This is a genomic window from Methylobacterium sp. WL19, from assembly GCF_008040005.1.
GTDB lineage: Bacteria > Pseudomonadota > Alphaproteobacteria > Rhizobiales > Beijerinckiaceae > Methylobacterium > Methylobacterium bullatum.
Window position 1 is genome coordinate 1 of record NZ_VRVC01000024.1, and the last position, 26,387, is coordinate 26,387.

Sequence of the window (26,387 nt, forward strand, 5' to 3'; positions counted from 1 at the left end):
CACGGCCACCACCTCCGCCCCCGTGGCGGCAAGACCGCCCAGCTCGCCGCCACGGGGGCGGAGGTGGTGGCCGTGGACCGTTCGGCCCCGCGCCTCGAACGTCTGTCCGAGAACCTCGCCCGCCTCGGGCTGAAGGCCGAGATCCGCGTCGGCGATGCCACCCAATTGCCCGAGACCGACGCCGGCACGTTCGACGCCGTGCTCCTCGACGCGCCCTGTTCGGCCACCGGCACCATCCGCCGCCATCCCGACGTCGCCTGGACCAAGGCCGGCGGGGATGTCGGGCGCCTCGGCGGGCTGCAGCGCCGCCTCCTCGACCGCGCCGCCACCCTGGTGAAGCCGGGAGGGCGTCTCGTCTACTGCACCTGCTCGCTGGAGCCCGAGGAAGGCGAGGGGCAGGTCGCCGCCTTCCTCGCCCGCAATCCGGCTTTCGAACGGCTCGCGATCCGCCCCGAAGAGGTCGGCGGCCTCGGCGAGCTCATCAACGGCGACGGTGACCTTCGAACGCTGCCCTCGCATCTGTCCGGCGATAGGGTCGATGGCGAAGGTGCCCCTGCGGTGGTCCGTGGCGGGATCGACGGGTTCTTCGCGAGCCGTCTGGTTCGGAAAGCCTAAGGCGCACGGTGCGGGGCTTCCGCCATGCCATTGCCGGACTGTTCGCGGTCTTGCCTCTCGTCGGACAGGCCGGGGCCGACGGGACCGACCGCCGCATCCTGCCGGTGGCGCCGGCCTATGCCCGCAATCCCGCCTGCGCCCCTGTCTCGCTGACGATCCCGTTCGAGATCCATACCGGCACCCGCGACGTGGGGATTTCGCCCTCGCCGAAAGACCTGCCCCTGAACCAGGGCGAGAGCGCGATCTGCTTTGCCTACGCCACGGCGGACATGATCTCGCACCGAGTCGGCAAATCGGTCTCGCCCCTCGACGTGGCGACGAAATTCTACTTCGCCGACCCTGCGCGCCTGGAGGCGATCGCGGACCCGCATCTGAAACGCCATCTTCGCGCGCACCCTGCCTACCGGGCCGACATCGCCTGGAGCCGCAACAATGCGGAGGTGACCAAGGACGGTAATCCGAGCCTGGAACCGTATTTCGACAAGATCGAGGGCGGCGAGGAGGATACGGCAGCGCTCCTCTACAATATCGGCGGGTATTGCGAGGACCGCGACCTGCCGTCCAACGACGGCTATCGCTACGTGATGCCGGCGTTACGCGCGCTGCGTTACCGGACGAAGCTTCGCCCGACGCGCCAGAGCTTTCGCGCTGTAGCCGCCACCGCGACCCATCTGCGCGGGCGATGGGCCGATCCGTTCAACGCGGCCTGGATCGCCCATGTGGAGACGGCTTGCCGCCGGACGCCGCTGCCGGTGCCGCTCCTGCCGGTCTCCTACCGCGTGGCGGCGAGCCAGGCCGATTTCGCCGACATGATCGAATCCGGCCGCCATCCGAGCAGGCCGAAGCTCGACCGCATCCTGGCCATGGTGGATTACGCCCTCGACCATGGCCGCGTGCCGACCGTGGGCTACAGCTGGTATCTCCTGGAGGACCGCGACCCGAAGGATCCCGACCTGTTCGCCGACCATGCGAGCCCGGTCATCGGCCGCCGCAAGGCGGGCGATGTTTGCCAGTATCGAATCCAGGACAATACCGGTGAATATTGCGGCCGCATGCGCGACGGCATCCGCGAGCGCTGCGACAATGGTCGCATCTGGGTGACGGAGAGCGAGTTGCGACGGACTTTGTATAGCGTCACGTATCTTCGGTAGACGCCCGCCCTACGGCGTGATCACCCGCATGGAGACGGTCTGAATTTGCGCCGCGCCGTTCACGTCGCTCGCGGGTGTCGACTTCTTCAGCCGGGCCATGAACTTGCGCACCTCGTCGGGCGGCAATGCGCCCACCGGGGCGATCATCATGGACAGGAGCGCCTTCGTCTTGCGATCGACCGAAGCGGAGCGGCTGACCGGCTCGAAATCCCGCGCGGTATGGGTCTTGTCCTCGTTGCCGGTGAAGACGCGGGCGCCGTCCTTCAGCACGACGATGTCGCCGGGGCGCAGGGTCGGATCCTTGAGGAGGGCGGCCATCGGCCCGGATGAGAGCGGGATCGGCGTCTGGCGGTCGCCGATCTGCAGCTGCAGCGGCTCGCTCTTCGGCAGGGCGGCGTAACGGATCTTCGGGCGCGGGCGGTTCGCCTCGCGCCGGATCGTCAGGGACCTTTGCGGCAACTCGATCGCGGGAGCGGGCTGCTGCGCTTCCACCGCTGGGCGGGCCGGAGAGAACAACGCCTCGAACAGGCCGCCGAGGCCACGGTCTTGAGCGTTCTGGGCCATCGCAGCGCCAGACGTGCACAATAACGCCGCGGCGGACATCAAGAGACCGGCGCGCTTGAAGACGGGGATGACAGTCACAGGCACACTGCCATTGCTGGAGGCTGCAGGAACGAAACTCGCTGGCGCTGTGTATAACCTGTGCAGCATTCAACCGTTCCGGCCGAGTTCGCCAAAAAATACAGTTTGCCGGGCCGTGGCGGTGCCCAACCTTTCCCCTGTGCGCGGCGCCACTCCGGAGGGGGAAATCCCGAGCGGAGAGGCCACGAGGCGGCGCGATGAGTATCGGCATCCTTAATTGTTGGTTAATAGGCACGGCTTAGCTTCCAGATGGGACGACATCCGGCACAATGGCCATCCGGGTCGCGGTGCTGGAGGAAAGGCGTGCGTGGGTTGGGGGGCTGATCGTTGGCGTTTCTATCGGCTCGTCGGGCGTGAGATCGCGCGCTCGGCGCGGGGCGTTTCCGCACGCCTCACCGCGAGCCCGGACCTGCTCGCGCGCGCCCGTGTCAGCGCTCTGGTGATCGCCCCGCACGATCTGCGCACCAGCGACGCCACCTTCGCCGACGATATCTATGCCGGCCTGTTCGTCTTCGCGGGGCGCTCGCTCTCGGTGAGCGGCCGCTCGCCCTTCGATTACGCGCCGCCCTCGCCGGAATGGGCGGATGCGTTCTACGGCTTCGGCTGGCTGCGCCACCTGCGCGCCGCCGACACGGCGCTGGCGCGCGCCAATGCCCGCGCCTTCGTGGCGGATTTCATCGCCGGCCGTGGCGACGAGGCCCTGGCCGCGACCGTGCCCGTGGCGGCACGGCGGCTGATCTCCTTCCTGTGCCAGTCGCCCCTCGTGCTGGAAGGGGCGGACCACGCCTTCTACCAGGCCTTCCTCAAGGCGGTGGGGCGCGGCGCCAGAGACCTCGAACGCTCCCTGCGCCGGGGCCTGCCACCGCAATCGCGGCTCCTGGCGGTGGTGGCCCTGTGCTATGCCGGATTGTGCTGCGAGGGCATTCAACCGATCCTGCGCCGGGCCACGCGCATCCTGTCGCGCGAGCTCGACCGGCAGATCATGGCGGACGGCGGCCCTCGTAGCCGCGACCCGCGCTTCGCCATGGAGCTCCTCCTCGACCTTCTGCCCCTGCGCCAGAGCTTCCTCAGCCGCAGCCTCGATCCGCCGGTGGCCTTGCTCCATGCCATCGACCGCATGCTGCCCCTGCTGCGCCTCCTGCGCCACGGCGATGCGTCCCTGAGCCATTTCAACGGCATGGGCGCCACGGCGGCGGACCATCTCGCCACCTTGCTGGTCTATGACGGCGCCCTGGCGCAGCCGATGATGCACGCGCCGAATTCCGGCTACGAGCGGCTGGAGAGCGGCCGGGTCGTCGTGGTCGCCGATGTGGGTGCGCCGCCGCCGCTGCCCTTCTCGATGAATGCCGGGGCCGGCTGCCTTTCCTTCGAGATGTCGAGCGGCCCCCAGCGGGTGGTGATCAATTGCGGCCTGCCGGCGAGCGGCCCGGAGCTGCGGCGCCTTGCCCGCAGCACCGCCGCCCATTCCACCGCGACGGTGGGAGATTCCTCATCCTGCCGCTTCCTCGGCGCCAGCGAGGGGGTGGGAAGTCGCTGGGCGTCGGACTGGCTCATCGGGCGGATCGGACCCGTGCTGGTGCGCGGCCCGCGCGCGGTCAAATCCGAGCGGACGACCGATGGCGGCTCGCTGATCCTCGCCGGCCGCCATGACGGCTATGCCGCGGAATTCGGGATCGTCCACGAGCGGCGCTGGTGCCTCCTCCCGGACGGCGCCGGGCTCGAAGGCGAGGATGCCTTCGTGTCCGTGGCCCACAAGGGAAATCGCATCCGGCTGCGTCCGCCGGAGGCGGCGATCCGATTCCACCTCCATCCCGCCATCGCGGCCAATGCGGCCGAGGGCGGAGGGGTCGACCTGGCCTCGCCCCTGGGAGAGATCTGGCGGTTCGAGGCCGACGGCGCGGCCCTGGCCCTGGAGGAGAGCGTGTATTTCGCGGGGCTGACGGGTGCGCGGCGGACCGACCAGATCGTCCTCTACGTGACAGCGGGGGAGGGCACGCGGGTGCGATGGCGCTTCCTGCACCTCGCGCAGGCGCCGGGGCGGAACGACCCCGCCCGGAGCGAGGCTCCGGTGGCCGACGAGGCGGCGCGGTAGCCGATAGGGCGGCATCTGTGGTACCCGCCGCGTTTCAGGGGCAGATTCTGCCCTGTGCCGGACGGTTCTCGACGATGTCGCATGATCAGGCGCGGGTTGCCCGCGCACTCCTTTCCGTCTCCGACAAGACGGGCCTCGTGGATTTCGCCTGCGCGCTGTCCCAGCGCGGCGTCGCCCTGGTCTCCACCGGCGGCACGCACCGGGCCTTGAGCGAGGCGGGACTGCCGGTCACGGAAGTCGCTGAGATCACCGGCTTTCCCGAGATGATGGACGGGCGGGTGAAGACCCTGCACCCGGCGGTGCATGGCGGCCTCCTCGCCGTGCGCGACGATCCCGAGCATCAGGCGGCGCTGGCCGCCCACGGCATCGGCGCCATCGACCTGCTCGTGGTCAATCTCTATCCGTTCGAGGCGACGATCGCGAAACCCTGCGCTTATGACGACGCGGTCGAGAACATCGATGTGGGCGGCCCGGCGATGATCCGCGCGGCGGCCAAGAACCATGCCGACGTGGCGGTGGTGGTGGATGTGGCCGATTACGGCGCGATCCTCTCGGAGCTCGAAGCCGGCAACGGCACGCTGGGGGCCGCGACCCGCAGGCGGCTGGCGCAGAAGGCCTTCGCCCGCACCGCTTCCTACGATTCCGCCATCGCCTCCTGGCTCGCCGACCATGTGGAGATGGAGGCGGCCCCGGCCTTCCGCGCCTTCGGCGGCACGCTCGCCCAATCCCTGCGCTATGGCGAGAACCCGCACCAATCGGCGGCCTTCTACCGGACGCCCGGCCTCGTTCGGCCCGGTGTGGCCAGCGCCCGCCAGCTCCAGGGCAAGGAACTGTCCTTCAACAACCTCAACGATACCGACGCGGCCTATGAATGCGTCGCCGAGTTCGACCCGGCCCGCGCCGCCGCGGTGGCGATCATCAAGCACGCCAACCCGTGCGGCGTCGCCGAAGGCGACACCCTGGCGGAGGCCTACGAGCGGGCGCTGGCTTGCGACCCGACTTCGGCCTTCGGCGGCATCGTCGCCCTCAATCGCACGCTGGATGCCGAATCGGCCGCGCGGATCGTCGAGATCTTCACCGAGGTGATCATTGCCCCGGACGCCACCGAGGAGGCGATCGCCCTCGTCGCGGCCAAGAAGAACCTGCGCCTCCTCCTCGCGGGCGGCCTGCCCGACCCGCGCGCCAAGGGCTTCGCCATGCGCAACCTCGCCGGCGGCATCCTGGTCCAGGGCCGCGACGCGGCCGTGGTCGACGACATGACGCTGAAGGTGGTGACGAAGCGCGAGCCCACGGCTCAGGAATACGCCGACCTGCGCTTCGCCTACCGCGTCGCCAAGCACGTCAAGTCGAATGCCATCGTCTACGCCAGGAACGGTGCCACGGTGGGCATCGGCGCCGGGCAGATGTCGCGGGTGGATTCCTCGCGCATCGCCGCCTGGAAGGCGGCGGAGGGCGCCAAGCGCATCGGCGCGGCGGAGAGCCTCGCCAAGGGCTCGGTGGTGGCCTCGGACGCTTTCTTCCCCTTCGCCGACGGCCTGATCGCGGCGGCGGAAGCCGGCGCCACGGCGGTGATTCAGCCCGGCGGATCGATGCGGGACGCCGACGTGATCAAGGCCGCCGACGAGGCCGGGCTCGCCATGGTGTTTACAGGACATCGCCACTTCCGGCACTGATGCCGCGCGGTGTGCGGCGAACGGCCTGCGCGCATCGCCCTGTCGAGGCTATCTTCCATGACCAACACGTATCTTTCCTCCAATCGCGCGGAGCGCCGGGCGGCCGGCAAGCGCCTGCGCGATTCGGTCCCCCGGGAGTCGCATGCCGATTGGTACCCGGCCGAAAACCGCGATCCGCTGGCTGTCTTGCGGGCGAACGATGCGGGCCGGCTGCTCGAGCTGATCCCCCTGCGCCACGAGCGGATGCGGGCCAGTCCGTTCGCCTTCCTGCGCGGGGCCGCCGCCGTGATGGCCTCCGATCTCGCCGGCGTTCCGGTTCCGGGCATCCCGGTCCAGGCCTGCGGCGATTGCCACATCGGCAATTTCGGCGTGTATCGCAGCGCCGAAGGCCAGACCCTGTTCGACATCAACGACTTCGACGAGACGCTCTGGAACGTCGATTTCACCATCGACGTGAAGCGCCTCGCCGCCAGCGTCGCCGTCGCCGCCTTCGCCCAGGGTGAGGACAAGGCGTATCGCGCGGCTCGCGCCAGCGTCTGCGCCTATCGCGAGCACATTCGCGAGTTGTCCTATCTCTCGCCCCTGGCGATCTGGCACAGCCGCATCGACCTCGATGAAGAGATCGGCCGCCTCGGCGATGGGGACCTGTGCCGGCGCCTCCTGGCCGATGCGGCCTCCGAGACCGCCGACGGTCTGAGCCATGGCGACGCCCCGGACCTCGACCCGGCGACCTTCCATTCAGACCCGGCCCAGTGGCGCATCGCCGACAAGGACCCGACGATCTTCCACGAAGGGCCGAACGGCCTGACCGAGGCGGTGCAGGAAGCGGCCGCCGCGTTGCTCGCCTATCCGCAGAGCCTGCAGGCCGACCGCAACCTGTTGACCCTGCGCTACATGCAGCGCGACGTCGCCTTCAAGGTGGTGGGCATCGGCTCGGTGGGCACGGTCTGCGCCGTGGGGCTCTACTCCGACTCGGATGGCGCGCCGCTCTTCCTGCAGATCAAGGAAGCCCGGCCTTCTGTCCTGGGTCAGCTCGCCCTGAGCCCGTTCTTCCTCGCATCCGAGGGTCAGCGGGTGATCGACGGCCAGCGCATCATGCAGGCGGCCAGCGACATGTTCCTCGGCACCGCTCATTCCGAGGTGAGCGGGCGCTCCTATTACGTGCGCCAGCTCAAGAACAAGAAGCTCTCGGCCGTCGCCGAGATCCTCGCCGAGAGCGGCCCCAAAGCCTATGCGCGGCTCTGCGGCACCACGCTCGCCCGTGCCCATGCCCGCTCCGGGGACGCGGCGATGATCGCCGGCTATCTCGGCAAGGGCGACGCCTTCGACGAGGCGGTGGCCGAGTTCGCCATGCGCTATGCCTGGCAGACGATGGCCGATCATCACGCCCTGCAGGCGGCCCATGCGGAGACCGTCGAGGCTGCTTGACGGCACACGGGCTCCGCGCGCGGACGACACGAGAAAGGGCCCCGGAGCGATCCGGGGCCCTTATTTCATGGCGGAACATCGGGCGCTTCACGTCCGGCGTCGGACCGTGGCGGAGAGCCCGGTCCGACGCCCCCGTTCGAGGACTACCGCGCCGGGCGGTCGTCCCAGGTGAAGATGTCCCTGTCCTTGGTCTCGGGGATGAACAGGGCACCGATGACGGCCGTCGCGAGGGCGATGACGATCGGGTACCAGAGGCCGAAATAGATGTCGCCGGTCTGGGCCACCATGGCGAAGGCGGTGGCCGGCAGAAGGCCGCCGAACCAGCCGTTGCCGATATGGTAGGGCAGCGACATCGAGGTGTAGCGGATACGCGTCGGGAACAGTTCGACGAGGGCCGCCGCGATCGGGCCGTAGACCATCGTCACGTAGAGGACGAGGATCGTCAGGATACCGATGATCGTCAGCTTCTGGACCGAGAAGATATCGATCATCTTGGCGAAGTTCGACAGGCCGTCCTTCGGTTCGATGGCGATCTTCACGATGCTCGGGTTGGTGGCGGTGGGGTAGCCGGAGGCGGTGAGGGCCGCGCCGATATCCTTGGCGAAGGTCGGATCGGCGGCGGCGAACTCCTTGCCGGCGACGGTGACGGTGGCCTTGGTGCCGGGAGCGGCGGGCTCGGTGGTGTAGTTCACGGCCGAGCGCGCGAGCAGCGCCTTGGCGATGTCGCAGGAATTCGTGAACTTGGCCGTTCCCACCGGATTGAACTGGAACGAGCAATCCGCCGGATCGGCCTTGACCACCACCTGCGTGCTCTGCTGGGCCGCGTGCAGGGCCGGGTTGGCGGCCGCGGTCAGCGCCTTGAACAGCGGGAAGAAGGTCAGTGCCGCGATCACGCAACCGCCGAGAATGATCGGCTTGCGGCCGATCTTGTCGGAGAGTGCGCCGAAGAACAGGAACCCGCCGGTGCCGAGGATGAGCGACCAGGCGATGAGCACGTTGGCCGTGAACTGATCGACCTTCAGGATCGTCTGGAGGAAGAACAGCGCGTAGAACTGGCCGGTGTACCAGACCACGGCCTGGCCGGCGGTGAGGCCGAGGAGCGCGAGGAGCGCCCATTTGGCGTTGCGCCACTGGCCGAACGCCTCGGACAACGGTGCCTTCGAGCCGGTGCCCTCGTCCTTCATCTTCTTGAAGGCCGGGCTCTCCTGCATCTGCAGACGGATCCAGACCGAGACACCGAGCAGCACGATCGAGACCAGGAACGGAATGCGCCAGCCCCAGGCGGCGAAGGGCGTGATCGTCCCGGCCGAACCATCGGCGAGGGTGGTGGCGACGGGCGCGTAGTTCGCGTTGACGTAGATCTGGGTGAACAGGATCACCATCAGCGACAACAGCAGCCCGAGGGTCGCCGTGGTCTGGATGAAGGCGGTGTAGAAGCCGCGACGCCCGGGGGGAGCGTGCTCGGCCACGTAGACCGCCGCGCCGCCGTACTCACCGCCGAGGGCGAGGCCCTGGAGCATGCGCAACGCCAGCAGCGCCACGGGTGCGACCCAGCCGACGCCGTACTCGTTCATCGTGGCGTAGGACGGCAGCAGGCCGACCACGAAGGTCGAGATGCCCATGATCAGGATAGTGACGAGGAAGGTATACTTGCGGCCCACCAGGTCGCCGAGACGACCGAACACCAGCGCACCGAAGGGGCGGACCAGGAAGCCGGCGGCAAAGGCCATCAGGGCGAAGATGTTGCGCGTGGCTTCCGGGTAGGCCGAAAAGAACTGTGCGCCGATGATCGCGGCGAGCGATCCGTAGAGATAGAAATCATACCACTCGAACACGGTGCCGAGCGAGGAGGCCAGGATGACCTTCTTCTCGCCGGCACTCATGGGCCGTGCGGCATCCTTTGGTAATGAGACCGCTGACGTTGCAGACATGGGGGGAACCTCCAAAATTTTTTATACTTCCAGGCTTTTGCAGGCCTGGCTTTCAACACTTCAGAGACTTGGGCACTGCGTCGGCGTTCGCAGTCGCCCTAGTCCTGGCGCGCGCTGGTCTGACCGCTCACGGAAAAGAGAGCGATCGACGCTACCTCACGCCATGATTTCGCCCAAGAGTGAAAAAGCTGTACGGCACAAGGATACTCACGTTTTTATGCAAACGTGTCACTTTGGTGCCGATTGATCGGGCCGCCGCCCGGCGGGATGCCATGAATGAGAAAGGGCGCGGCTTCCGCCGCGCCCTTTCAAGCATTTGTCGAATGATCTTGAAACCGTCAGTGAGCGTGAGCGCCGTCGGCTCCGATCCCGGTCTCCGAGCGCACGAACTGCTGTTCGAACAATGCGCGCTCGCGCTTGGCCCTTGCAGTATTGTCGAGCTTCGACACCACATAGATCGTGAGGAAAGCGAGCGGCATCGAGAACAGGGCCGGGTTGTCGTAGGGGAAGATCGCCACCGGATTGCCGAAGGTGGTCACCCACACCGCCTTCGACAGGATCACCATGCCGACCGCCGCGAAAAGGCCGACGAAGCCGCCGATGAGGGCACCCCAGGTGGTCGTGCCCCGCCACAGGATCGACATGGTGAGGATCGGGAAGTTGCAGCTCGCCGCCACCGAGAAGGCGAGGCCCACCATGAAGGCGACGTTCTGGTTCTCGAAGACGTAGCCGAGATAGATCGCCACGATGCCGATGACGACCGCCGAGATCTTCGAGAGCCGGACCTCGGAGGTCTCGTTGCTGCGCCCGCGGGCGATGACGCTGGCGTAAAGGTCGTGGCTCACCGCCGATGCGCCGGCGAGGGTCAGGCCGGCCACCACCGCGAGGATCGTGGCGAAGGCCACCGCCGAGATGAAGCCGAGGAAGTACGGTCCGCCCACGGCATTGGCGAGGTTCACGGCGACCATGTTGGTGCCGCCGACCATGCCCTTGAGCTTGTCGAAGGCGCCGGCCGGATCGAGTTTGAAATAGGCCGGGTCGGACATCAGCAGGGCGATGCCGCCGAAGCCGATGATGAAGGTGAGAATGTAGAAGTAGCCGATCAGGCCGGTGGCATAGAACACCGACTTGCGGGCGGCCTGGGCGTCGGAGACCGTGAAGAACCGCATCAGGATATGCGGCAGGCCGGCGGTGCCGAACATCAGGCCGACGCCGAGGGAAATCGCCTCGATCGGGTTCGAGACGAGGCCGCCGGGCGCCATGATGGCGTCGCCCTTCGGGTGCGTGGCGACGGCCGCCGAGAACAGGGCCTCCGGGTTGAAGCCGTATTTGTAGAGGACCGCGCCGGCCATGAAGGTGGCGCCGCCCAGCAGCAGGCAGGCCTTGATCACCTGGACCCAGGTCGTCGCCTTCATGCCGCCGAAGGCCACGTAGACGATCATCAGCACGCCTACGATGACCACGGCGTAGAGGTATTCGAGCCCGAACAGGAGTTGGATCAGCTTTCCCGCACCGACCATCTGGGCGATCAGGTAGAAGGCCACGACGACGAGGGTGCCCACCGCCGAGATGATGCGGATCGAGGTCTGGTCGAGGCGGAAGCTCGCCACGTCGGCGAAGGTGAACTTGCCGAGGTTGCGCAGGCGCTCGGCGATGAGGAACAGCACGATCGGCCAGCCCACGAGGAAGCCGGTGGAGTAGATCAGCCCGTCGAAGCCGGAGGTGTAGACGAGGCCGGAGATACCGAGGAACGAGGCGGCCGACATGTAGTCGCCGGCGATGGCCAGCGAGTTGGTGCCGGCCGAGATGCCGCCGCCTGCGGCGTAGAAGTCGGAAGCCGACTTGGTGCCCTTGGCCGCCTTGTAGGTGATGCCGAGGGTGAAGAGCACGAAGAACGCGAACATGCCGATGGCCGGCCAGTTCGTCTGGGCCTTCGTGACGGCGCCGATATCCGGGCCGGCCGCATAGGCGGCACCCGCGAGAATGACCGCGAGGGTGGTGCCGAGGGCGATGGGGTGGGCGGAGCGGATCATCGGCCGAGGTCCCGCTTGAGCGCGGCGGTCAGTTCGTCGAAGCGGCCATTGGCGCGCTGGACGTAGATGCCGGTGAGGATGAAGGCGAAGACGATCACGGCGACACCGAGGATCAGGCCCAGGGACGTCGTGGCGCTCCCGATCTTCAGGGCGAGCAAAGACTTGTCGAAGGCGATGAGGCCGATGAAGCCGAAATAGACCAGCAGCATCAGGATGGTCAGCGTCCAGCCGAAGCGGGTGCGTTCGTGCACGAGCTCCTTGAACCGCGGGTTCTGCGCAATCCGCGCAGTCTCGATATCGGACATGGCGTACCTTTCCCTGGAGCGTCGACCCTTCTGAACGGGGTCTCGGTCTCGACGAATACTGTAGCGATGAAGGAGCGGGCGCGCTTAAGTCTGCCGATCTTGTCTCATGTCCCGAGGCGCGTCAGCGCAAGCGTCGCAGGGTCACGATATCGTCAGGTCGAACGGAAGCGACGGCTCGGGATCCGGCCAGGACGCGATCGGCGCATCTCCTTCGAGATGCGCCGCTTCGTTGCGGGAGTTTGACGATCAGTCCGCGCGGTTCTGCCGGTTCTCGATCAGGTCGTTGACCACGGCCGGCTCGGCGAGGGTCGAGGTGTCGCCCAGCGACGAGAACTCGTCCTCGGCGATCTTGCGCAGGATGCGGCGCATGATCTTGCCGGAGCGGGTCTTGGGCAGGCCGGGGGCGAACTGGATCAGGTCCGGCGAGGCGATGGGGCCGATATCCTTGCGGACCCAGGCCACCAGCTCCTTGCGCAACTCGTCCGAACCGTCCTCGCCCTCCATCAGGGTGACGTAGGCGTAGATGCCCTGTCCCTTCATGGAATGCGGGTAGCCGACGACGGCCGCTTCCGACACCTTCGGATGGGCGACGAGGGAGGATTCGACCTCTGCCGTGCCCATGCGGTGGCCCGAGACGTTGATGACGTCGTCGACGCGACCGGTGATCCAGTAATAGCCGTCCGCGTCCCGGCGGCAGCCGTCGCCGGTGAAGTAGAGGTTCGGATAAGTGGAGAAGTAGGTCTGCTCGAACCGCTCGTGGTCGCCATAGACCGTGCGCATCTGGCCCGGCCAGGAATCCTTGATGCAGAGGTTGCCCTCGCAGGGGCCGTCGAGTTCCTTGCCCTCGGCGTCGACGATCAGCGGTTGCACGCCGAAGAACGGGCGGGTGGCCGAGCCGGGCTTCAGCTTGGTGGCGCCGGGAAGCGGGGTGATGAGGATGCCGCCGGTCTCGGTCTGCCACCAGGTGTCGACGATGGGGCAACGGCTGTCGCCGACCACGCGGTAGTACCAGTCCCAGGCTTCCGGGTTGATCGGCTCGCCCACCGAGCCGAGGACGCGCAAGCTGGCCCGCGAGGTCTTCTTAACCGGGCCCTCGCCGCCGCCCATGAGCGAGCGGATCGCCGTGGGAGCGGTGTAGAAGATGTTGACCTTGTGCTTGTCCACCACGTCCCAGAACCGCGACGTCGACGGATAAGTCGGGATACCCTCGAACATCAGGGTCGTGGCGCCATTGGCCAGCGGCCCGTAGACGATATAGCTGTGGCCCGTGACCCAGCCCACATCGGCCGTGCACCAATAGACTTCGCCCTCGCGGTAATCGAAGACGTATTGATGCGTCATGGCGGCGTAGACGAGATAGCCGCCGGTGGTGTGGACCACGCCCTTGGGCTGGCCCGTCGAGCCTGATGTGTAGAGGATGAAGAGTGGGTGCTCCGCCTCTACGGCCACGGCCGGGCAATCATCGGTGACCTGGGCGGCGGCCTCGTCGTAATAGACGTCGCGGCCGGGCTCCATCGGCACGGCAGTGCCGGTGCGGCGCACGACGATCACATGGTCCACCGCATCCTTGCCGAGCCGCGCGATGGCGGCGTCGACATTGGCCTTCAACGCGACCTTGCGCCCGCCGCGCAGACCCTCGTCGGCGGTGATGACGAGCTTCGAGGCGCAGCCTTCGATGCGGCCTGCCAGGGAATCCGGCGAGAAGCCGCCGAAGACGATGGAGTGGATCGCGCCGAGCCGGGCGCAGGCCAGCATGGCATAGGCCGCTTCCGGGATCATCGGCAGGTAGAGGGTGACGCGGTCACCCTTGCCGACGCCGCGGTTGCGCAGCACGTTCGCCATCCGGCAGACTTCCGCGTGAAGCTGGCGGTAGGTGATGTGCTTGGATTCGTTGGGGTCGTCACCTTCCCAGATGATCGCGACCTGATCGCCACGGGTGGCGAGGTGGCGGTCGATGCAATTGTAAGCGACGTTGGTCTTGCCGTCCTCGAACCATTTGATCGAGACGTTGCCCGGAGCAAAGCTCGTGTTCTTCACGGTGGAGTACGGCGTCGACCAGTCGATCCGCTTGCCGTGCTCGCCCCAGAACGCGGCCGGATCGTCGACCGAGGCCTTGTACATCGCCTGATACCCGGCATCGTCCACATGCGCGCCGTCGATCCAGGCCGCGCGGACGTCGACCACCTTCTCGTCCATGACGTTTTCCCTGCTGGTGCCCGATCGTATCGCGAAAACCGCGCAGCCGGGACTTCCACCTTGTTCTTATGCGCAGGAGCAGATTTACCGCAAGCGCGAAGGGGCATGATCCAACAGCGCCGGCACCCCCCAATTGGGGGAATACTCCTCGCCAGCGGTGGCCTGCAGGTCAGTTGCAGCCGATACAGATCCCCTTGATGCCCGAACCTTCCGGTTTGGGCCGCTTGCCGCCGTCGTCACGCTTCACCGGCGTGTCGGGCGCGGCCGCGGCGCCGGGGGGCTTGGTGACGCCGGTGGGGGTGATGTTGCGGAAGGCGCCGGCCGAGTCGAGGTTCTGCCCGGTCGTCGAGGTGCCGGCCGTCTGGGCCAGGACGCCGGTCGCTCCGGCCATGAAAAGTCCGGCGGCCAGAAGTCTCAGGGTTGTACGCATCGCGCTTCTCCATCTGTCGCGGAAGAACGGATGGGGTGCGCCGGGGTTGCTTACGGCCGAAGAGCGGCGTCGTCGAACACTGTGTCGGCACGGGTAGGCCACGCCAGGGCGGGTCAGGGAAGCGACCCGCAGGGCTCGGCGCGGGCCGGCAGCGACGGGTTGGCCGTCCGGAACTCGGCGACGACCGCATCGAGGCGCGCATCCACGATGTCGCTCATCTGCGGAACCCCCTCGGCCACCCGGAGCCATTTGGCGCCATCCCAGACCTGCACGAAGCCGGAAGGCCGTCCGCCGTGATCGCGGCAGGTGAAGGTGAGGGAATGGGCAAAGCCCGCCAGCCCGAGTCCTTTCCAGCGGCTGTCGTCGATCGAGAGGCCCTCGAAGGCGAGGCGCACGTCCGCGCCGCGCAACGGTGCGCCGCGCCGCGCTCTCTGGGCCTCCGCGATGGCTTCGGCGGCGAGCACCGCGTTGTAGACGCCCCGGTTGTAATGGGTCTCCCCCGAACCGTCCTTCGGCGTCGAGGACAATCCGCGATCGGCGACGAAGGTGTCGATGGCATCGAAGGCGGGGAAAGCATCGCCGAAAGCGTGGCGGCTCACCTCCTTGAAGCCGCGGCTCGCCGAGCCGGTGCGGCGGATGCCGTCCTGATCGGGCCAGCGCAGGGCGATCATTCGGTCGGGCGGGAAGCCGACCTTCAGGGCCTCCTCGATGGAAGCTCCACTCCGCGTGCCCTGGCCGAGAAGGATGACATGGTCCGGGCGCGCGGCGGCGATGCGTGTCCACAGGGCGGCCTTGCTGGCCTCAGTCTCGTCGTCGGCGAAGAGCGGTGTCGAGAATCCGTAGCGGGCGCCGAGTTCTTGCAGGATGAGGAGGGCGGACGGGTCGGCGCCCGCATGGCTGTAGACGAGGCCGATGGAGAGGCCCTGCAGTTCGGACAGGCCGCCGAGCCTATTGGCGAGATACCGGATCGCGATGGTGATGCCGCCGAGCACGGTGGAGGAGGGGTTGAACACCCATGGAAGCAGGTCGCCGCGCGTTCCGGCCGGGAAGCCGTCGGCGAGGGACAGGATCGGGATCCGGTCGCGCGCGGCCGGTTCCAGCAGGTCCTGGGTGATGCCCCGGTCCGGCGTCGTGATCAGGACCGTTCCGGACGCCTGCGCGGCGGCGTAGCAGGCCCGGGCGCGCTCGACCTCCGAGGCGACCTCGCATTCCTCCACCTGCAAGGGCACGCCGCCAATCCCGCCATCGCGCTGGTTCAGCATCTCCAGGTAATCGTGAACGCCGTTGGCCACCCGCGCGCCGATGGCGGCGCCGGGACCCGTGCGGTTGGTGAGGAGGGTCATGCGGACGGGCTCGGCGGCTTCGGCCGACAGGCAGAGCGCCAGGATCAGGGCCGTCACGGCCATCGGAGGCAGGCGTCTCGTCATGGAGAGTGCATGGGGCCCGGTCCTCCGCAGGCCGCGCGTCGCAGGCGCGAGGCACGCCGCATGGCCCGCCGATGATGGCAGATGCCCGGCCGTGAGACGAGTCCGCGCCCGCCTCGACGGTCAGGCGGTCCTGACCGCCGCCTGGGGCGGGAACAGCATTTCCACCAATGTGCCCTCGTCCTTCCGGCTCTCGATGCGGAAGCTTCCGTGATTGGCCTCCACCAGGGCCTTCGTGAGCGGCAGGCCGAGGCCGGTGCCGGTGCTTCGCCCATCCGCCCGCCCCTTGGGCGAGGCCGCCACGGCGATCTGCCGGAACGGTTCGAGGGCGGTCTCCACCTCGTCCGGGCTCATCCCGATCCCGGTGTCGCGCACGCGGAGGGCGATCTCGCCCCGGTCCGCCAGGGTGGTGGAGACGATGACCTGCCCGCCGGCCTCGGTGAAGGCGATGGCGTTGGCGATGATGTTGAGGGCGGCCTGCCGCAACGAGCGCTCGTCGGCGACCAGGGGCGGCAGGTCGTGGGAGAAGCTCGTGCGCAGGACGATCCGGTCGCGCATCGCCTGCGGCTGCAGCATCGCCACGCAATGGGTGACGACGTCGTTGAGGGGCACCTCCTCGAAGGTCAGGTCGAGGCGCCCGGCCTCGATCTTTGCGAGGTCGAGCAGGTCGTTGACGAGGCTGAGGACGTGGGTGCCCGAGGCGTGGATATCGCCGAGATAGTCGCGGTAGCGCTCATGGCCGATGGGGCCGAACGGCTCGGCCAGCATCATGTCGGCAAAGCCGAGGATGCCGTTCATTGGCGTCCGGATCTCATGACTGATCCGGGCGAGGAAATCCGACTTGCGCGCGCTTGCATATTCTGCCGCGCGCCGCGCGTTCGAGGACTCGGCTTCGACGCTTCTGGTGGCGCGCACGTCCCGGACGGTCATCACCATGCGGCCGTCGTCCCGCCCGGCGAGAGGCGCCACATGGATCAGCATCGGCAGCATGCCGGCGGCCGCCCGGGCGATGACATCGGGCACCGGTTGCGACTGAGCCGCCTGTGCCGGGCCGGCGATGCCATGGACGCTGGCGAGCACGGCCACGGCGCTTTCCGGCGCGAACAGGCTGAGAATACCGGCACCGACGACCTCGCGCGGGTCGAGACCGAACGTTGCCGCCGCGCTGCGGTTGAGCCCGATGATCCGGGCATTCCGGTCGAGGGTGACGACGCCGTCTTCCAGGCTGTCGAGCACGGCCTGCGCGTCGGCGGCGCGGGCACCGGCGAAGGCGTCGGCGATCTGCATCGCCGCGCGCTCGCGGGCCGGCTCCCCCGCGACCGCATCGCGGACGAGGAGCAGCTGGGCCGGCGCGCCGGTCCAGTCGACTTCGGACGCCTGGATATCGACGCTCAGGCGGTCGCCGGTCCTGGTGGTGAGCAGAGCGGGCGCGCCGTCCGCCGACCGCTCGTGTGGGATGAGCCCTCCGAACAGCCTGTCGAGGCCACCCGACGCGGTGAGCTCGGCGAGATCGGCGAACCCGGCCATTGTCAGCAGGCGACCATTGGCGAACAGGACGCTGTCGTCGCGATAGATCATCACGCCGCCGGGCAACCGTTCGAGCGTCGCCGCCACGGCGGCGTTCGGGCCTTCCGGAGCCGGTTCTACATTGCGCGCCATCGCGGAGGGGAACGGGGTCACCGATCCGCTGGCCGGGCGTTCGTCGTCCGTCGTGACCTCATCATCGGATTCGGAATCGCCGGCAAAGCGCGCGCCCAGGGCGCGGGCGATCTCGCGGAACGCCGCATGCTCGTGGCTGGACAGATGAGAGTCCTGGAGCGTCGACCAACCGCTCTGGGCGTCGGACGAAGGCTCGGTGGCGAACTCGACCTGTTCGGGCGGCGCGTCGGACTCCGAAACGAGCGGCGGCGGGGCAGGGGGAGCATCCGCCTCCACCACCGGGCTCGCCGCGTCTGCGATGAGAAAGGGGGAGGGTTCGGCGACGGGCGGGAGCGCCGCCGCATCGATTGCCGGAACCCCGGAGGAAACGGGCGATCCGGTACTCTTGGACAGAGAGGTGACGGGGGCCGTCACCTCGGCCGGATCGGAAACGGTGCCGATGCCGCCTGCCGCCTCCGGGACGGGTCGCTCGCTCGGAGACTGATCGGGGGACGCTTCCGCATCGTCCGTGCTCGCCACGACATCCTGTGCCGAGGGGGACACGGAGGGGCGGACCATGGCGAAGCCGTTGAATCCGGAGAACTCGTCTCCGGCGCGCCGGGTCGGCGTACCGGAGATGTCGAGATCCATCGCATCCGGCGCCCCGTCCGGCTGCAGGGTGACGGAGATCGCCCGGAAGGTGCGGCGCTGGGCGAGGGCGAGCAGGAGCCCCTCCGCATCGAGGAGCGTACGGGTCTGTGACAGGGCGGACCATGTCCGGCCGAGCATCGCCGGTTTGACCGACGCGGCGGCAGCGCCGGAAATGTCGGTGAGCCTGTCGTCGGCATCGCTGCGCCATACCAGGCGGCCGGTCTGCATCGAAGGAGTGTCCTGCGGCGAAGGCACGCCTTCCGCGACCGGGGACAGGCCCGCGGGCTCTGGCGCCTCCTCGGCCTGCGGGAGGGCGGGCGCCACGATGGCTTTCTGTGGCGATGCGCGGTGGTTCGGCAAGCGGTCGAGAAGCGCCACGATCAGCAGGTTGCGCCCCGACTTGTCCTTCGTCCGCAATACGAGGCACGTTGTGGCCGCTCCGAGACGGCGCGTTTCGAACCGAAGCTTCATCAGCGTCGGCCGATCCAACGGGAGACGGCGCGGGCGAACCTGGTCGCACAGGCGAATTGCATCGACCCGGCCCGATTCGTCGGTGCCGATCGCGCGGCCGAGGCCGTCCGCCGCCGTCGAAGCCAGCAGGACTCGCTCCGCTGTCCCGTCCAGCACGAGCCAAACGGCATCCGGGGCGCTCAGGCGAAGCCCGAACCGCGAATCACCACTCCAGTGTCTGACGAGGTCGCCGAGGTCCGGTTCGGGGCCGGACGTCGGTTCTTCAGCCCCTTTTTCGAACATCCGTACCCGTTTCGCCTGGCATGTAAGTGATTCGCGCCCTTTTTTACCCGCAACGCGCCGCCGATATAGACACCAAGCGCTGCCGGTGCGCGTTTACCTTTTGTCATCCTTAATGCCACGCACGAGGGTGGCATAGGGCAGGCGATGTGTTATTGTGCAGCGCACAACAAACGATCAACAAGCAAGTTCAGAGGAGACGGACATGAGCAACACCCCGAACTATGAAGTGCCTGCTGAAATGCGCGATTTTGCCGAAAAGAGCGTCGATCAGGCCCGCAAGGCTTTCGATTCGTTCATCGGTGCGGCCCGCCGCACCGCCGACACGGTTCATGGCTCGGCCGATACGGCCCGCACGAGCGCGCATGACGTCTCCGCTCGCGGCTTCGAGTTCGCCGAGCAGAACGTGAATGCCGCCTTCGACCTCGCCCAGAAGCTGGTTCGCTCGCGCGACCTGCAGGAGGCCATGCAGCATCAGGCCGAGTTCGTCCGCAGCCAGTTCGCTGCGATCCAGGCGCAGGCCAAGGAGTTCGGTGGCTTGGCGCAGAGCGCCATGCAGCAGGGTGCTGAGAAGGCCAAGGCCGCTATGCAGGAGACTGCCGAGAACACCCGCAAGGCGATGGAACAGGGTACGGAAGCCGCTCGCAAGGCCGGCGCCGATGCCGAGCAGGCCATTCGCAACGCCAATTCCTGATAGTTTCGAAATGCGACGGATCTGATCCGTCCGACGATAGAGGCCCGCCCCGCCCGCACGGTGAGGCGGGCCTCGCTGTTTTTCGGAAGACGGGCTCGATGATCCGGCTCGATATTCGGTTGTTGACGGTCCCGGCCAAGCTGTCCTAGTCAAGTTTCGCCGCGCCGAGCGCGTGCCGTAAGCGTCTGACGTCAAGCAACGCATTTTCCGATCCGTCATCCGGTCGGTGTCAGTGCTGCCCCGGATTACGGTCCAGACGTCGGGTTATCATGAACCGCCTGCAATCGTTCCGTCTCCGGGGATGCCTGCCACAGAGCAGTCAGTGGCTCATCATGCCGCTGGTACTTTCGCTGCTGATGACGCTCGTCGTCTCGGCGATCTCCACCTACAAGACCTTGGGGGCCGACGCGGCTTTCCTCGACCATTGGCCGCCGGCCTGGGCTTTGTCCTGGGTGGTGGCGTTCCCGACGCTTCTCCTGGTTCTGCCCCTGGTCCGCCGGATCGTCGGGTTCCTGGTTAGATCAGCCTGACGCCCGCCCCGGCCTACAAACATCAGATGTCCGGAAGGACGATCTGGACCAAGCCAGAGAGGGCTGAGGCAGGTTCTCAGACAAGCCGGCACGGCATAAGAAACTCCCGCATCGCTCCCGAGGCCATGCCCGGTGCGGTGCGGGAGCCTTGCTCGAGAGCCTCGAGACTAAAGCTCAGGATCGACAGGCGGCGCAGATCGGGGGAATGGGGATCGATGACCATCAAGCCGGGTGATTACGTAGGGTCGGACGACAACGAGGCGACCATGACCGTCGTCGAGATCGTGGACGACAAGGCCCTGTGCCGCTGGTTCGTGGATGGCGACGTCGACGGCGACGAACTGGAAGCGTGGCTGCCGATCGCCTCCCTCACGGTTCTTTGAAAGGCGCGCGATCGCCGGTGCCGTAGTCCCGTCGGCGACGGCAGCGAACGACGTGCGACACGGCGCTTGCACGGCGGCGAGCGGTCTCCTAACCCTGGCGCCCCGCCCGGATTTCGGGCTCGTCGAAGAGGGCGATCCTCCATGCGACCTGGTTTTTCGCGCTCCGCCCAGCGTTTCGGCCTGTTGGCCCTCACTCTGGCTGGTGTGCTCTCCGCTGGCGCCGCCAGCGCGCAATACGATGACGAGGGCTATTACCGTCCGCCGCCGCGCCGTGATTACTACGACGATCGCGGCCCCCCGCCCCGCCGGGCCGTGGGCCTGAACTGCGATGCGGTTCAATCGGGCATCACCGGGCCGCAGCCTTATTCCTGTCCCCTGCCGGGGCCGCGTCCGCTCGGCGCCCGCTGCTTCTGCGACATGCCAATCGCGTCCTTCAGCGCACCTCAGACGGCAGTGGGGCGCGTCGTCCCGTAAGGGTCTCGAGCCAACGACGAAGAACGCCGCGCCATCCAGCGATGACGCGGCGTTGTATCTTGTGCCGGATGTCGTTCAGTTGAGGACGACGACCTTGGCGCCGACCTTCACACGCTCGTAGAGATCGGTGACGTCGTCGTTGGTCATGCGGATGCAGCCGGAGGAAACGGCCTGACCGATCGTGTCGGGCTCGTTCGAGCCGTGGATCCGGTACTCGGTGTTGCCGATATACATGGCACGGGCGCCGAGCGGGTTCTCTACACCACCGGCCATGTAGCGCGGCAGGTCGGGGCGACGAGCGATCATCGCGGCCGGGGGAGTCCATGACGGCCACTCGCGCTTGGCGGTGACGGTCTTGGTGCCCGACCAGGTGAAGCCTGGGCGGCCGACACCGACGCCGTAGCGGATGGCTTCGCCGTTCGGCAGGACGAAGTAGAGACGCCGCTCGGCGGTCGAGACGACGATCGTTCCCGGCTTGTATGCGCCGTTGAAGCCGACGATCTCGCGCGGGATCGGCGCGACCTGGGCCTGGGGAGCGGCCTGAGCGCCCTGACCGACGGTGCCCTGATAGCCATAGGGATCGTAGGAGGGCTGAGCGTACTCGGTCTCGGGGTAGTAATCGTCGCCACCCGTTCCGAACGGATCGTAGGAGGAGGCGGCGAGGACGGGGGTGGAAGCGAGGATGCAAGCACCCATGATGCCTGCAAGAGCGGTCGCCAACGTCTTCATGGTCAGATGCCTTGGCTGTACGGTAACCTTTGCTATACAAGCGTAAGCGTAGGCCGGTGGTTCCACCCCCCGATGCAGATTTCACATCTCGTTAACGTGAGCTTCCAAAATCAGTACACCTCGTCGGTATGCACGTCGAAGCGGGCGAGGTGCGAGTATCCGAAGTTGGTAGTGATCGCGACGTCGGTGGCGTCGCGACCCCGCGCCATGACGATGCGGCCGATGCGCGGCGTGTTGTGGCGGGCGTCGAACGTGTACCAGCGCCCGTCGAGATAGACTTCGAACCAGGCCGAGAAATCCATCGGGTCGGGGACGGGCGGGATGCCGATATCGCCGAGATAGCCGGTGCAGTAACGCGCGGGAATGTTCATGCAGCGGCAAAAGGCGACGGCGAGATGCGCGAAATCGCGGCACACGCCCTGCCGCTGCATGAAGCCGTCCCATGCGGTGCGCGTGGCGTCGGCGAGCATGTAGTCGAAGCGGATGCGGTCATGGACGTAGTCGCAGATCGCCTGGACCCGTGACCAGCCCGGCATCGTCCCGCCGAACAGCGACCAGGCGGTCTCCGACAGCTTGTCGGTGTCGCAGTAGCGGCTGCCGAGAAGGTAGACCAGCACGTCGCTCGGCAGGTTCTGGACATCGATCTGCTGTGCGTAGGGAGCGTATTCGTCCGGCATTCCCGTGTCATAGACAGTGAAGTCGGCCGAGATGTCGAGACGCCCCACCGGCGTGACGATGCGGGTGCAGATGTTGTCGTAGACGTCCCGGTATTCCTGGAAGGGGATGGGCGGATTGAAGCTGATGACGTGCGGGGTCATCACATCCGGCATGCGTGACGGGTGCACGCTCAGTTCGAGGATCATGGGCGTCGGCTGAACCGATTCGAAGGCGATGTCGAACCCAGTCCTGATCTTCATCGTAATGGCCCCATGTCTGTAAAAATCTGGTCTGAACCCGGTCGTCGTCCGACGACAGGGGCGTGATCGTCGTCAACGCACGAGGATCGGATCCGGTGTGCGCTGCTCGATGGAACCCGGTTCGACTTCGTCGACCTCGACACTCACCGACATGCCGAGATCGTCCGCGGGAAACCCGAAGAAGGAGCCGTGCAACGGCACCGCCTGGCGCGGGTCGCGCGCGACGGCGACGCGGATGAGGTCGCGGTTGCCGACGATGCCGTTGGTGGGGTCGAACTCGATCCAGCCCGCGCCCGGCAGGTAGACCTGGACCCAGGCATGGGTCGAGCCGCCGCCCACATGGCGGTTGCGGTCCCCGCGCGGGTTGTAGAGGTAGCCGGAGACGAAGCGGGCGGCCATTCCGAGAGCGCGCACGGCCTCGATCATCAGCACCGCGAAATCGCGGCAGCTTCCGCGCTTGAGGCGCAGGGTGGTGACGGGATCCTGAACGCCTTTTTCCGAGCGGGCGAGATAAGCGAAATTGCGTCGGACATGGCGCGTCATGTCGGCCAGCAATTCCTGCGTGCCGACGCGGCCGGCGGGCGGGACGAAGCTGCGCGCCCAGGCATCGACCTCGTTCTTCGGGTCGCGATGCTCGCGCTCGATGGAACGGCTGAGATCGGGCATGTCGTCGGCGCCGTAGCCGAAGGGGTAGAAGGCCGCATGCGGCGCGATGGGGAATTCCGGCGCCAGTTCAGGCGTGTGGTCGAGGGTGATCGAGCAATCGAAGATGAGGGACGAGGCCCGCCCCTGAAAGGTGGCCACCGCGACGCAATTGCCGAACACGTCGTGAAGCCAGCGCAGGGACGAGGGCTCCGGCGTGATCTTCAACGTCGCGGCGAGCAAGCGCTGGTCGTAGCTGTCGCGAGGCCGGAACATGATTCGATGCTCGCCCAACCCGACGGGCTGGCGGTAGCGGTACGTGGTGATGTGTCGGACGGACAGTATCGGCACGTTGACGGGCTCCGCGGCACCGGTCGGTACCACTCTCTTGGATCGACGCAATGCAAGAGGTGCGCCCAACTCCGTGGCGGAGCAGGATTCCGCTGCCACGCCTGCGCAGCATTGTCCTGGATATCATCGCCGGGGCAATGGTCGGCGAGCCTGCTCGACAGGGATGTTTTTGGATGAAGGACCGTGCGGCCCGAGTCGATGTCTCGGTGCGCAGCCGTCGATCAGGGTACGGCCGGCGGAGGATTGCTCGTGGCGTGCTCGGCCTCCACCAGAACGTCCTGCGGTCGCCAGGGTTTAGGGATGAACACCACTCTCTCGGGTAACGCATCCGGTCGCGGGGCGCGCCGGCCGGAGGTGACGACCATGCGGGCCGTGGGCCACAGCATGGCCACGGCCCGTGCGAGCTGCAGGCCGTCCATGACACCGGAGAGCTGGATATCGGCAAAGACGAGAGCGACGTCCCCACCCCGATCCCGCATCACGGCGAGCGCCTCTTCCGCCGAGCTGCAGCCGATCGTGTCGAGTTCGGTCTCATCGAGAAGGGCGACCGCCAGACCTTGCGTCGACGCGTCGTCTTCCACCACCAAAGCGAGGCGACCGGACTTGCGCACCGGTGCGGAGACGACGGGCTCCGGCTCGGCCGCAGCGTCCGGCGAAGGTACCTGACGAACGAGGGCGGCCAGATTCTCGGGGATGCCCTCGGCGATCAGGTCGTCATAGAAGGAAGCGAGCGCTTCGCCGATCTGATCCAGAGCGAGGCTGGGCGCGAGCGTATCGTGACCGGCGCGCTTGGCGGGAGCGGCCTTGAACGGCGTGGGGGACCGATCCTTCAACGGGCCTTTTGGATCGAGCACGTCATCCCTCCGACTTTCGTAATCCGCCCCCGCACGACATGCGCGACTGCAAGCTCAACGTCGGGAGTTCGGCGTCAGTTGCCCCAATGGACAACAAGAGGGGCCGGCATGCGGCGAACGCGGCCGCAAGGCGCGTGATCCGTGCCGGCGACGGACAGCATGAAGATGGAAATCGGTGTCGTGCGCCTACTCGGCCGACGCGTCGGCATAGGCCATCACGCCCGAAAGCGAGCGGACATCGCGGTAGCGGGCGCCGCGGGTGCTCATCATGGTCTCGAACTTCTCGTGAACCTCGGCCACCGACAGGCTTGCGGCCTTGCGACGACCGCGCTGCGCCGCGAAGAAGATGGTGCGGTTGGCGCGTGCCGGGCCGGGCAGCATCTGTGCCGCGGCGGATTTCGGCTTGTCGACCACGCTGGCGAGGAATTCCTCGGCATCGTCCGGCCCGAGGAAGTGCGCGAGGTAGACCTCGCCGAGGGTGAGTTCGCGGCCGATGCGCAGGGAGATTCGCGCCGCGTCGCGCTTGAGCATCTCGCCCGCCATCAGGGCGGCGAGGTAGGGATCGCGCCGCAATTCGAGGATGCGGGTCCGCTCGGCGGCATCGGCGACGCTCGGCTTGCCATTGTCGCCGGAGACCACGAGGGCCGCTTCCTGCGTCAGCCCGTATTTCGGTCCGAAATCGCGCACGACGCCGAGCCAGGTCCGCTCGATGAACTGGAACAGACCGGTGGCCGAGGAGGTCTTGGCCTGCACTTCGGTGATGAAGCTCGATTCCTTGTCGGCCACCGCCATCAGCAGGACAGGGTCGGTCTGGACGGCCTGGGCCGCACGGACGATCTTCTGAACGAGGTGGCGCCGGATCTTCATCGGCCCGAATTCGAGGATGTCGTTCGGGTCGCCGACGGCGCTTTCGGTGAGCAGATAATCGTAAGACACCCGGTCGACCGCATTGGAGCCGATCTCGGTGTCGAGGTCGTGTACGGCAGCGAAGGCCGAGGACGCCGTGAGCACGGTGGGCGCCGCATCGAGGACCGCCGGTACCGACGATTGAATCCTGGGCTTGGGCATCGACGGCTCGGTCATCGCCTGAGCCGACTGCACCACGGCGCCAAAGCCGCTCGTGCCCGTGCCGTTGAGGACGACGGCGCTGAGGCCGCCGGCGACCAGCATCATCGCGATAACGGAGCGCGTGAGCGCGGGGCGGCTGCCATGATCGCGGCCGACGCGATTCTTGAGGGTCAGAGCATCGGACGATGTCGCAACGTCACCGCCAGCGCCGAAGCGGCGCGAGGGAGGGGAAATCCGTGATGATCCGACCTTCTGAACCCGCATCTGATCGACTCGTCTCCGTGTGGTGGCGCACATCGGCATTTACGAGGACAGTTGTGGCGACAAAACGGCTAGGCTTGTGCTCATCCCGTGGCGTCGATGGCCGCTTTGAGGCAGCTTGGCCGTAAGTCGAGGCAACGGCCGCGCTATCGCGCGCTCGATCGGACCCGCTCCGTGTCCATCGGACACTTACGGCATCGCCGATTCCAGACTTTCGATGGAGGGATGGCGTCTCGGCCGTCGGACCTCATGGAAGTCCGTGACGCGAACCCGTGCCCGATGCCTTGCCGGGCGTCGTCATACGCGCCCGGAAGGTCGAATGGTACCACTGCCCCGGCTCGAACGGGGGACCTCTTGATCCACAATCAAGCGCTCTAACCAACTGAGCTACAGCGGCACTCGGGCTGCGATGTATCCCGAGGCCGCGGGCATTTCAAGCGCCTGCGGCGCAGGGAATGCAGAATGGGGAAAACTCATTGTCGCGCGCAGGCGGGCTCGCACCGGAAACCGGTCGACGCCTCCGGC

22 protein-coding genes and 1 tRNA gene are annotated in these 26,387 nt (G+C 67.2%); 9 read left to right on the forward strand and 14 right to left on the reverse strand.

Annotation, left to right across the window (positions count from 1 at the left end):
• Positions 1 to 615: RsmB/NOP family class I SAM-dependent RNA methyltransferase (locus FV220_RS07025; RefSeq protein WP_147830386.1), on the forward strand; the 615-nt coding region annotated here is incomplete at its 5' end.
• Positions 616 to 623: 8 nt separating this feature from the next.
• Complete coding sequence (locus tag FV220_RS07030) at positions 624 to 1,766, forward strand: hypothetical protein (protein ID WP_056140313.1); 1,143 nt, start codon at positions 624 to 626, stop codon at positions 1,764 to 1,766.
• A 9-nt stretch (positions 1,767 to 1,775) separates the two neighbouring features.
• On the opposite strand, the gene FV220_RS07035 is transcribed toward FV220_RS07030, so the two are convergent.
• Positions 1,776 to 2,330, reverse strand: a complete 555-nt coding sequence (locus FV220_RS07035; protein WP_018045152.1) for a hypothetical protein — start codon at positions 2,328 to 2,330, stop codon at positions 1,776 to 1,778.
• A 385-nt stretch (positions 2,331 to 2,715) separates the two neighbouring features.
• Between FV220_RS07035 and FV220_RS07040 the strand changes: the two genes are divergently transcribed.
• The 3 genes from FV220_RS07040 to FV220_RS07050 all read left to right on the forward strand — a co-directional run bounded on the left by FV220_RS07040 (position 2,716) and on the right by FV220_RS07050 (position 7,601).
• Positions 2,716 to 4,500, forward strand: a complete 1,785-nt coding sequence (locus tag FV220_RS07040) for a heparinase II/III family protein (protein ID WP_147830388.1) — start codon at positions 2,716 to 2,718, stop codon at positions 4,498 to 4,500.
• Positions 4,501 to 4,574: 74 nt separating this feature from the next.
• Complete coding sequence (gene purH / locus FV220_RS07045; protein ID WP_147830390.1) at positions 4,575 to 6,173, forward strand: bifunctional phosphoribosylaminoimidazolecarboxamide formyltransferase/IMP cyclohydrolase; 1,599 nt, start codon at positions 4,575 to 4,577, stop codon at positions 6,171 to 6,173.
• Positions 6,174 to 6,230: 57 nt separating this feature from the next.
• Positions 6,231 to 7,601 carry a DUF2252 domain-containing protein gene (locus FV220_RS07050; RefSeq protein WP_147830392.1) on the forward strand — a complete coding sequence of 457 codons (1,371 nt, stop codon included), beginning with the start codon at positions 6,231 to 6,233 and terminating at the stop codon, positions 7,599 to 7,601.
• A 143-nt stretch (positions 7,602 to 7,744) separates the two neighbouring features.
• On the opposite strand, the gene FV220_RS07055 is transcribed toward FV220_RS07050, so the two are convergent.
• The 7 genes from FV220_RS07055 to FV220_RS07085 form a co-directional block, all read right to left on the reverse strand.
• A complete protein-coding gene (locus FV220_RS07055; protein WP_147830394.1) occupies positions 7,745 to 9,484 on the reverse strand; it encodes an MFS transporter in 1,740 nt (579 codons plus the stop codon).
• Between the two features lie 386 nt (positions 9,485 to 9,870).
• Positions 9,871 to 11,565, reverse strand: coding sequence for a cation acetate symporter (locus tag FV220_RS07060; RefSeq protein ID WP_056140331.1), 1,695 nt, complete (start codon positions 11,563 to 11,565; stop codon positions 9,871 to 9,873).
• Complete coding sequence (locus FV220_RS07065) at positions 11,562 to 11,870, reverse strand: DUF485 domain-containing protein (protein ID WP_018045146.1); 309 nt, start codon at positions 11,868 to 11,870, stop codon at positions 11,562 to 11,564. The genes FV220_RS07060 and FV220_RS07065 overlap by 4 nt, the downstream gene beginning before the upstream one ends.
• Before the next feature lie 246 nt (positions 11,871 to 12,116).
• On the reverse strand, positions 12,117 to 14,066 hold the full coding sequence (gene acs, locus FV220_RS07070) for an acetate--CoA ligase (protein WP_147830396.1): 1,950 nt from the start codon (positions 14,064 to 14,066) through the stop codon (positions 12,117 to 12,119).
• Between the two features lie 169 nt (positions 14,067 to 14,235).
• Complete coding sequence (locus tag FV220_RS07075) at positions 14,236 to 14,496, reverse strand: hypothetical protein (protein ID WP_056140337.1); 261 nt, start codon at positions 14,494 to 14,496, stop codon at positions 14,236 to 14,238.
• 113 nt (positions 14,497 to 14,609) lie between these two features.
• Positions 14,610 to 15,902: an ABC transporter substrate-binding protein gene (locus FV220_RS07080; RefSeq protein ID WP_147830398.1), complete on the reverse strand. Its 1,293-nt coding sequence runs from the start codon at positions 15,900 to 15,902 to the stop codon at positions 14,610 to 14,612.
• Positions 15,903 to 16,043: 141 nt separating this feature from the next.
• Positions 16,044 to 18,962 (reverse strand): ATP-binding protein, encoded by a 2,919-nt coding sequence (locus FV220_RS07085; RefSeq protein WP_147830400.1) that lies wholly within the window; start codon positions 18,960 to 18,962, stop codon positions 16,044 to 16,046.
• A gap of 202 nt (positions 18,963 to 19,164) precedes the next feature.
• Here FV220_RS07085 and FV220_RS07090 point away from each other — a divergent pair, with 202 nt between their 5' ends.
• The 4 genes from FV220_RS07090 to FV220_RS07100 all read left to right on the forward strand — a co-directional run bounded on the left by FV220_RS07090 (position 19,165) and on the right by FV220_RS07100 (position 21,040).
• The gene (locus FV220_RS07090; RefSeq protein ID WP_026176167.1) at positions 19,165 to 19,653 is read left to right on the forward strand and encodes a phasin; all 489 of its coding nucleotides are present in this window, start codon (positions 19,165 to 19,167) and stop codon (positions 19,651 to 19,653) included.
• Between the two features lie 269 nt (positions 19,654 to 19,922).
• On the forward strand, positions 19,923 to 20,183 hold the full coding sequence (locus FV220_RS07095) for a DUF2798 domain-containing protein (protein WP_056140346.1): 261 nt from the start codon (positions 19,923 to 19,925) through the stop codon (positions 20,181 to 20,183).
• Between the two features lie 215 nt (positions 20,184 to 20,398).
• Positions 20,399 to 20,566 carry a hypothetical protein gene (locus FV220_RS25420; protein ID WP_187273350.1) on the forward strand — a complete coding sequence of 56 codons (168 nt, stop codon included), beginning with the start codon at positions 20,399 to 20,401 and terminating at the stop codon, positions 20,564 to 20,566.
• A gap of 141 nt (positions 20,567 to 20,707) precedes the next feature.
• Positions 20,708 to 21,040: a hypothetical protein gene (locus FV220_RS07100; RefSeq protein ID WP_018045139.1), complete on the forward strand. Its 333-nt coding sequence runs from the start codon at positions 20,708 to 20,710 to the stop codon at positions 21,038 to 21,040.
• Between the two features lie 75 nt (positions 21,041 to 21,115).
• Here FV220_RS07100 and FV220_RS07105 read toward each other — a convergent pair whose 3' ends face one another.
• From FV220_RS07105 to FV220_RS07130, 6 genes are all read right to left on the reverse strand, one after another.
• The gene (locus FV220_RS07105; protein WP_026176166.1) at positions 21,116 to 21,769 is read right to left on the reverse strand and encodes a L,D-transpeptidase; all 654 of its coding nucleotides are present in this window, start codon (positions 21,767 to 21,769) and stop codon (positions 21,116 to 21,118) included.
• Between the two features lie 110 nt (positions 21,770 to 21,879).
• Positions 21,880 to 22,686: a transglutaminase family protein gene (locus FV220_RS07110; protein ID WP_018045137.1), complete on the reverse strand. Its 807-nt coding sequence runs from the start codon at positions 22,684 to 22,686 to the stop codon at positions 21,880 to 21,882.
• A gap of 72 nt (positions 22,687 to 22,758) precedes the next feature.
• Complete coding sequence (locus FV220_RS07115) at positions 22,759 to 23,679, reverse strand: transglutaminase family protein (protein WP_056140840.1); 921 nt, start codon at positions 23,677 to 23,679, stop codon at positions 22,759 to 22,761.
• Positions 23,680 to 23,900: 221 nt separating this feature from the next.
• Positions 23,901 to 24,431, reverse strand: coding sequence for a response regulator (locus tag FV220_RS07120; protein ID WP_026176164.1), 531 nt, complete (start codon positions 24,429 to 24,431; stop codon positions 23,901 to 23,903).
• 288 nt (positions 24,432 to 24,719) lie between these two features.
• Entirely contained in the window at positions 24,720 to 25,865 is a 1,146-nt protein-coding gene (locus FV220_RS07125; protein ID WP_018045134.1) for a transglycosylase SLT domain-containing protein, read from the reverse strand.
• Between the two features lie 317 nt (positions 25,866 to 26,182).
• Positions 26,183 to 26,259: transfer RNA gene (locus tag FV220_RS07130), tRNA-His, on the reverse strand.
• Positions 26,260 to 26,387: the final 128 nt, after the last annotated feature.

Bases quoted from the DNA above. Each gene is read 5' to 3' on its own strand.
- FV220_RS07035 (WP_018045152.1), bottom strand. From the start codon at position 2,330: ATGGCCCAGAACGCTCAAGACCGTGGCCTCGGCGGCCTGTTCGAGGCG.
- purH (WP_147830390.1), top strand. From the start codon at position 4,575: ATGTCGCATGATCAGGCGCGGGTTGCCCGCGCACTCCTTTCCGTCTCC.
- FV220_RS07050 (WP_147830392.1), top strand. From the start codon at position 6,231: ATGACCAACACGTATCTTTCCTCCAATCGCGCGGAGCGCCGGGCGGCC.
- FV220_RS07055 (WP_147830394.1), bottom strand. From the start codon at position 9,484: ATGAGTGCCGGCGAGAAGAAGGTCATCCTGGCCTCCTCGCTCGGCACC.
- FV220_RS07060 (WP_056140331.1), bottom strand. From the start codon at position 11,565: ATGATCCGCTCCGCCCACCCCATCGCCCTCGGCACCACCCTCGCGGTC.
- FV220_RS07065 (WP_018045146.1), bottom strand. From the start codon at position 11,870: ATGTCCGATATCGAGACTGCGCGGATTGCGCAGAACCCGCGGTTCAAG.
- acs (WP_147830396.1), bottom strand. From the start codon at position 14,066: ATGGACGAGAAGGTGGTCGACGTCCGCGCGGCCTGGATCGACGGCGCG.
- FV220_RS07075 (WP_056140337.1), bottom strand. From the start codon at position 14,496: ATGCGTACAACCCTGAGACTTCTGGCCGCCGGACTTTTCATGGCCGGA.
- FV220_RS07080 (WP_147830398.1), bottom strand. From the start codon at position 15,902: ATGGCCGTGACGGCCCTGATCCTGGCGCTCTGCCTGTCGGCCGAAGCC.
- FV220_RS07085 (WP_147830400.1), bottom strand. From the start codon at position 18,962: ATGTTCGAAAAAGGGGCTGAAGAACCGACGTCCGGCCCCGAACCGGAC.
- FV220_RS07090 (WP_026176167.1), top strand. From the start codon at position 19,165: ATGAGCAACACCCCGAACTATGAAGTGCCTGCTGAAATGCGCGATTTT.
- FV220_RS07095 (WP_056140346.1), top strand. From the start codon at position 19,923: ATGAACCGCCTGCAATCGTTCCGTCTCCGGGGATGCCTGCCACAGAGC.
- FV220_RS25420 (WP_187273350.1), top strand. From the start codon at position 20,399: ATGACCATCAAGCCGGGTGATTACGTAGGGTCGGACGACAACGAGGCG.
- FV220_RS07100 (WP_018045139.1), top strand. From the start codon at position 20,708: ATGCGACCTGGTTTTTCGCGCTCCGCCCAGCGTTTCGGCCTGTTGGCC.
- FV220_RS07105 (WP_026176166.1), bottom strand. From the start codon at position 21,769: ATGAAGACGTTGGCGACCGCTCTTGCAGGCATCATGGGTGCTTGCATC.
- FV220_RS07110 (WP_018045137.1), bottom strand. From the start codon at position 22,686: ATGAAGATCAGGACTGGGTTCGACATCGCCTTCGAATCGGTTCAGCCG.
- FV220_RS07125 (WP_018045134.1), bottom strand. From the start codon at position 25,865: ATGCGGGTTCAGAAGGTCGGATCATCACGGATTTCCCCTCCCTCGCGC.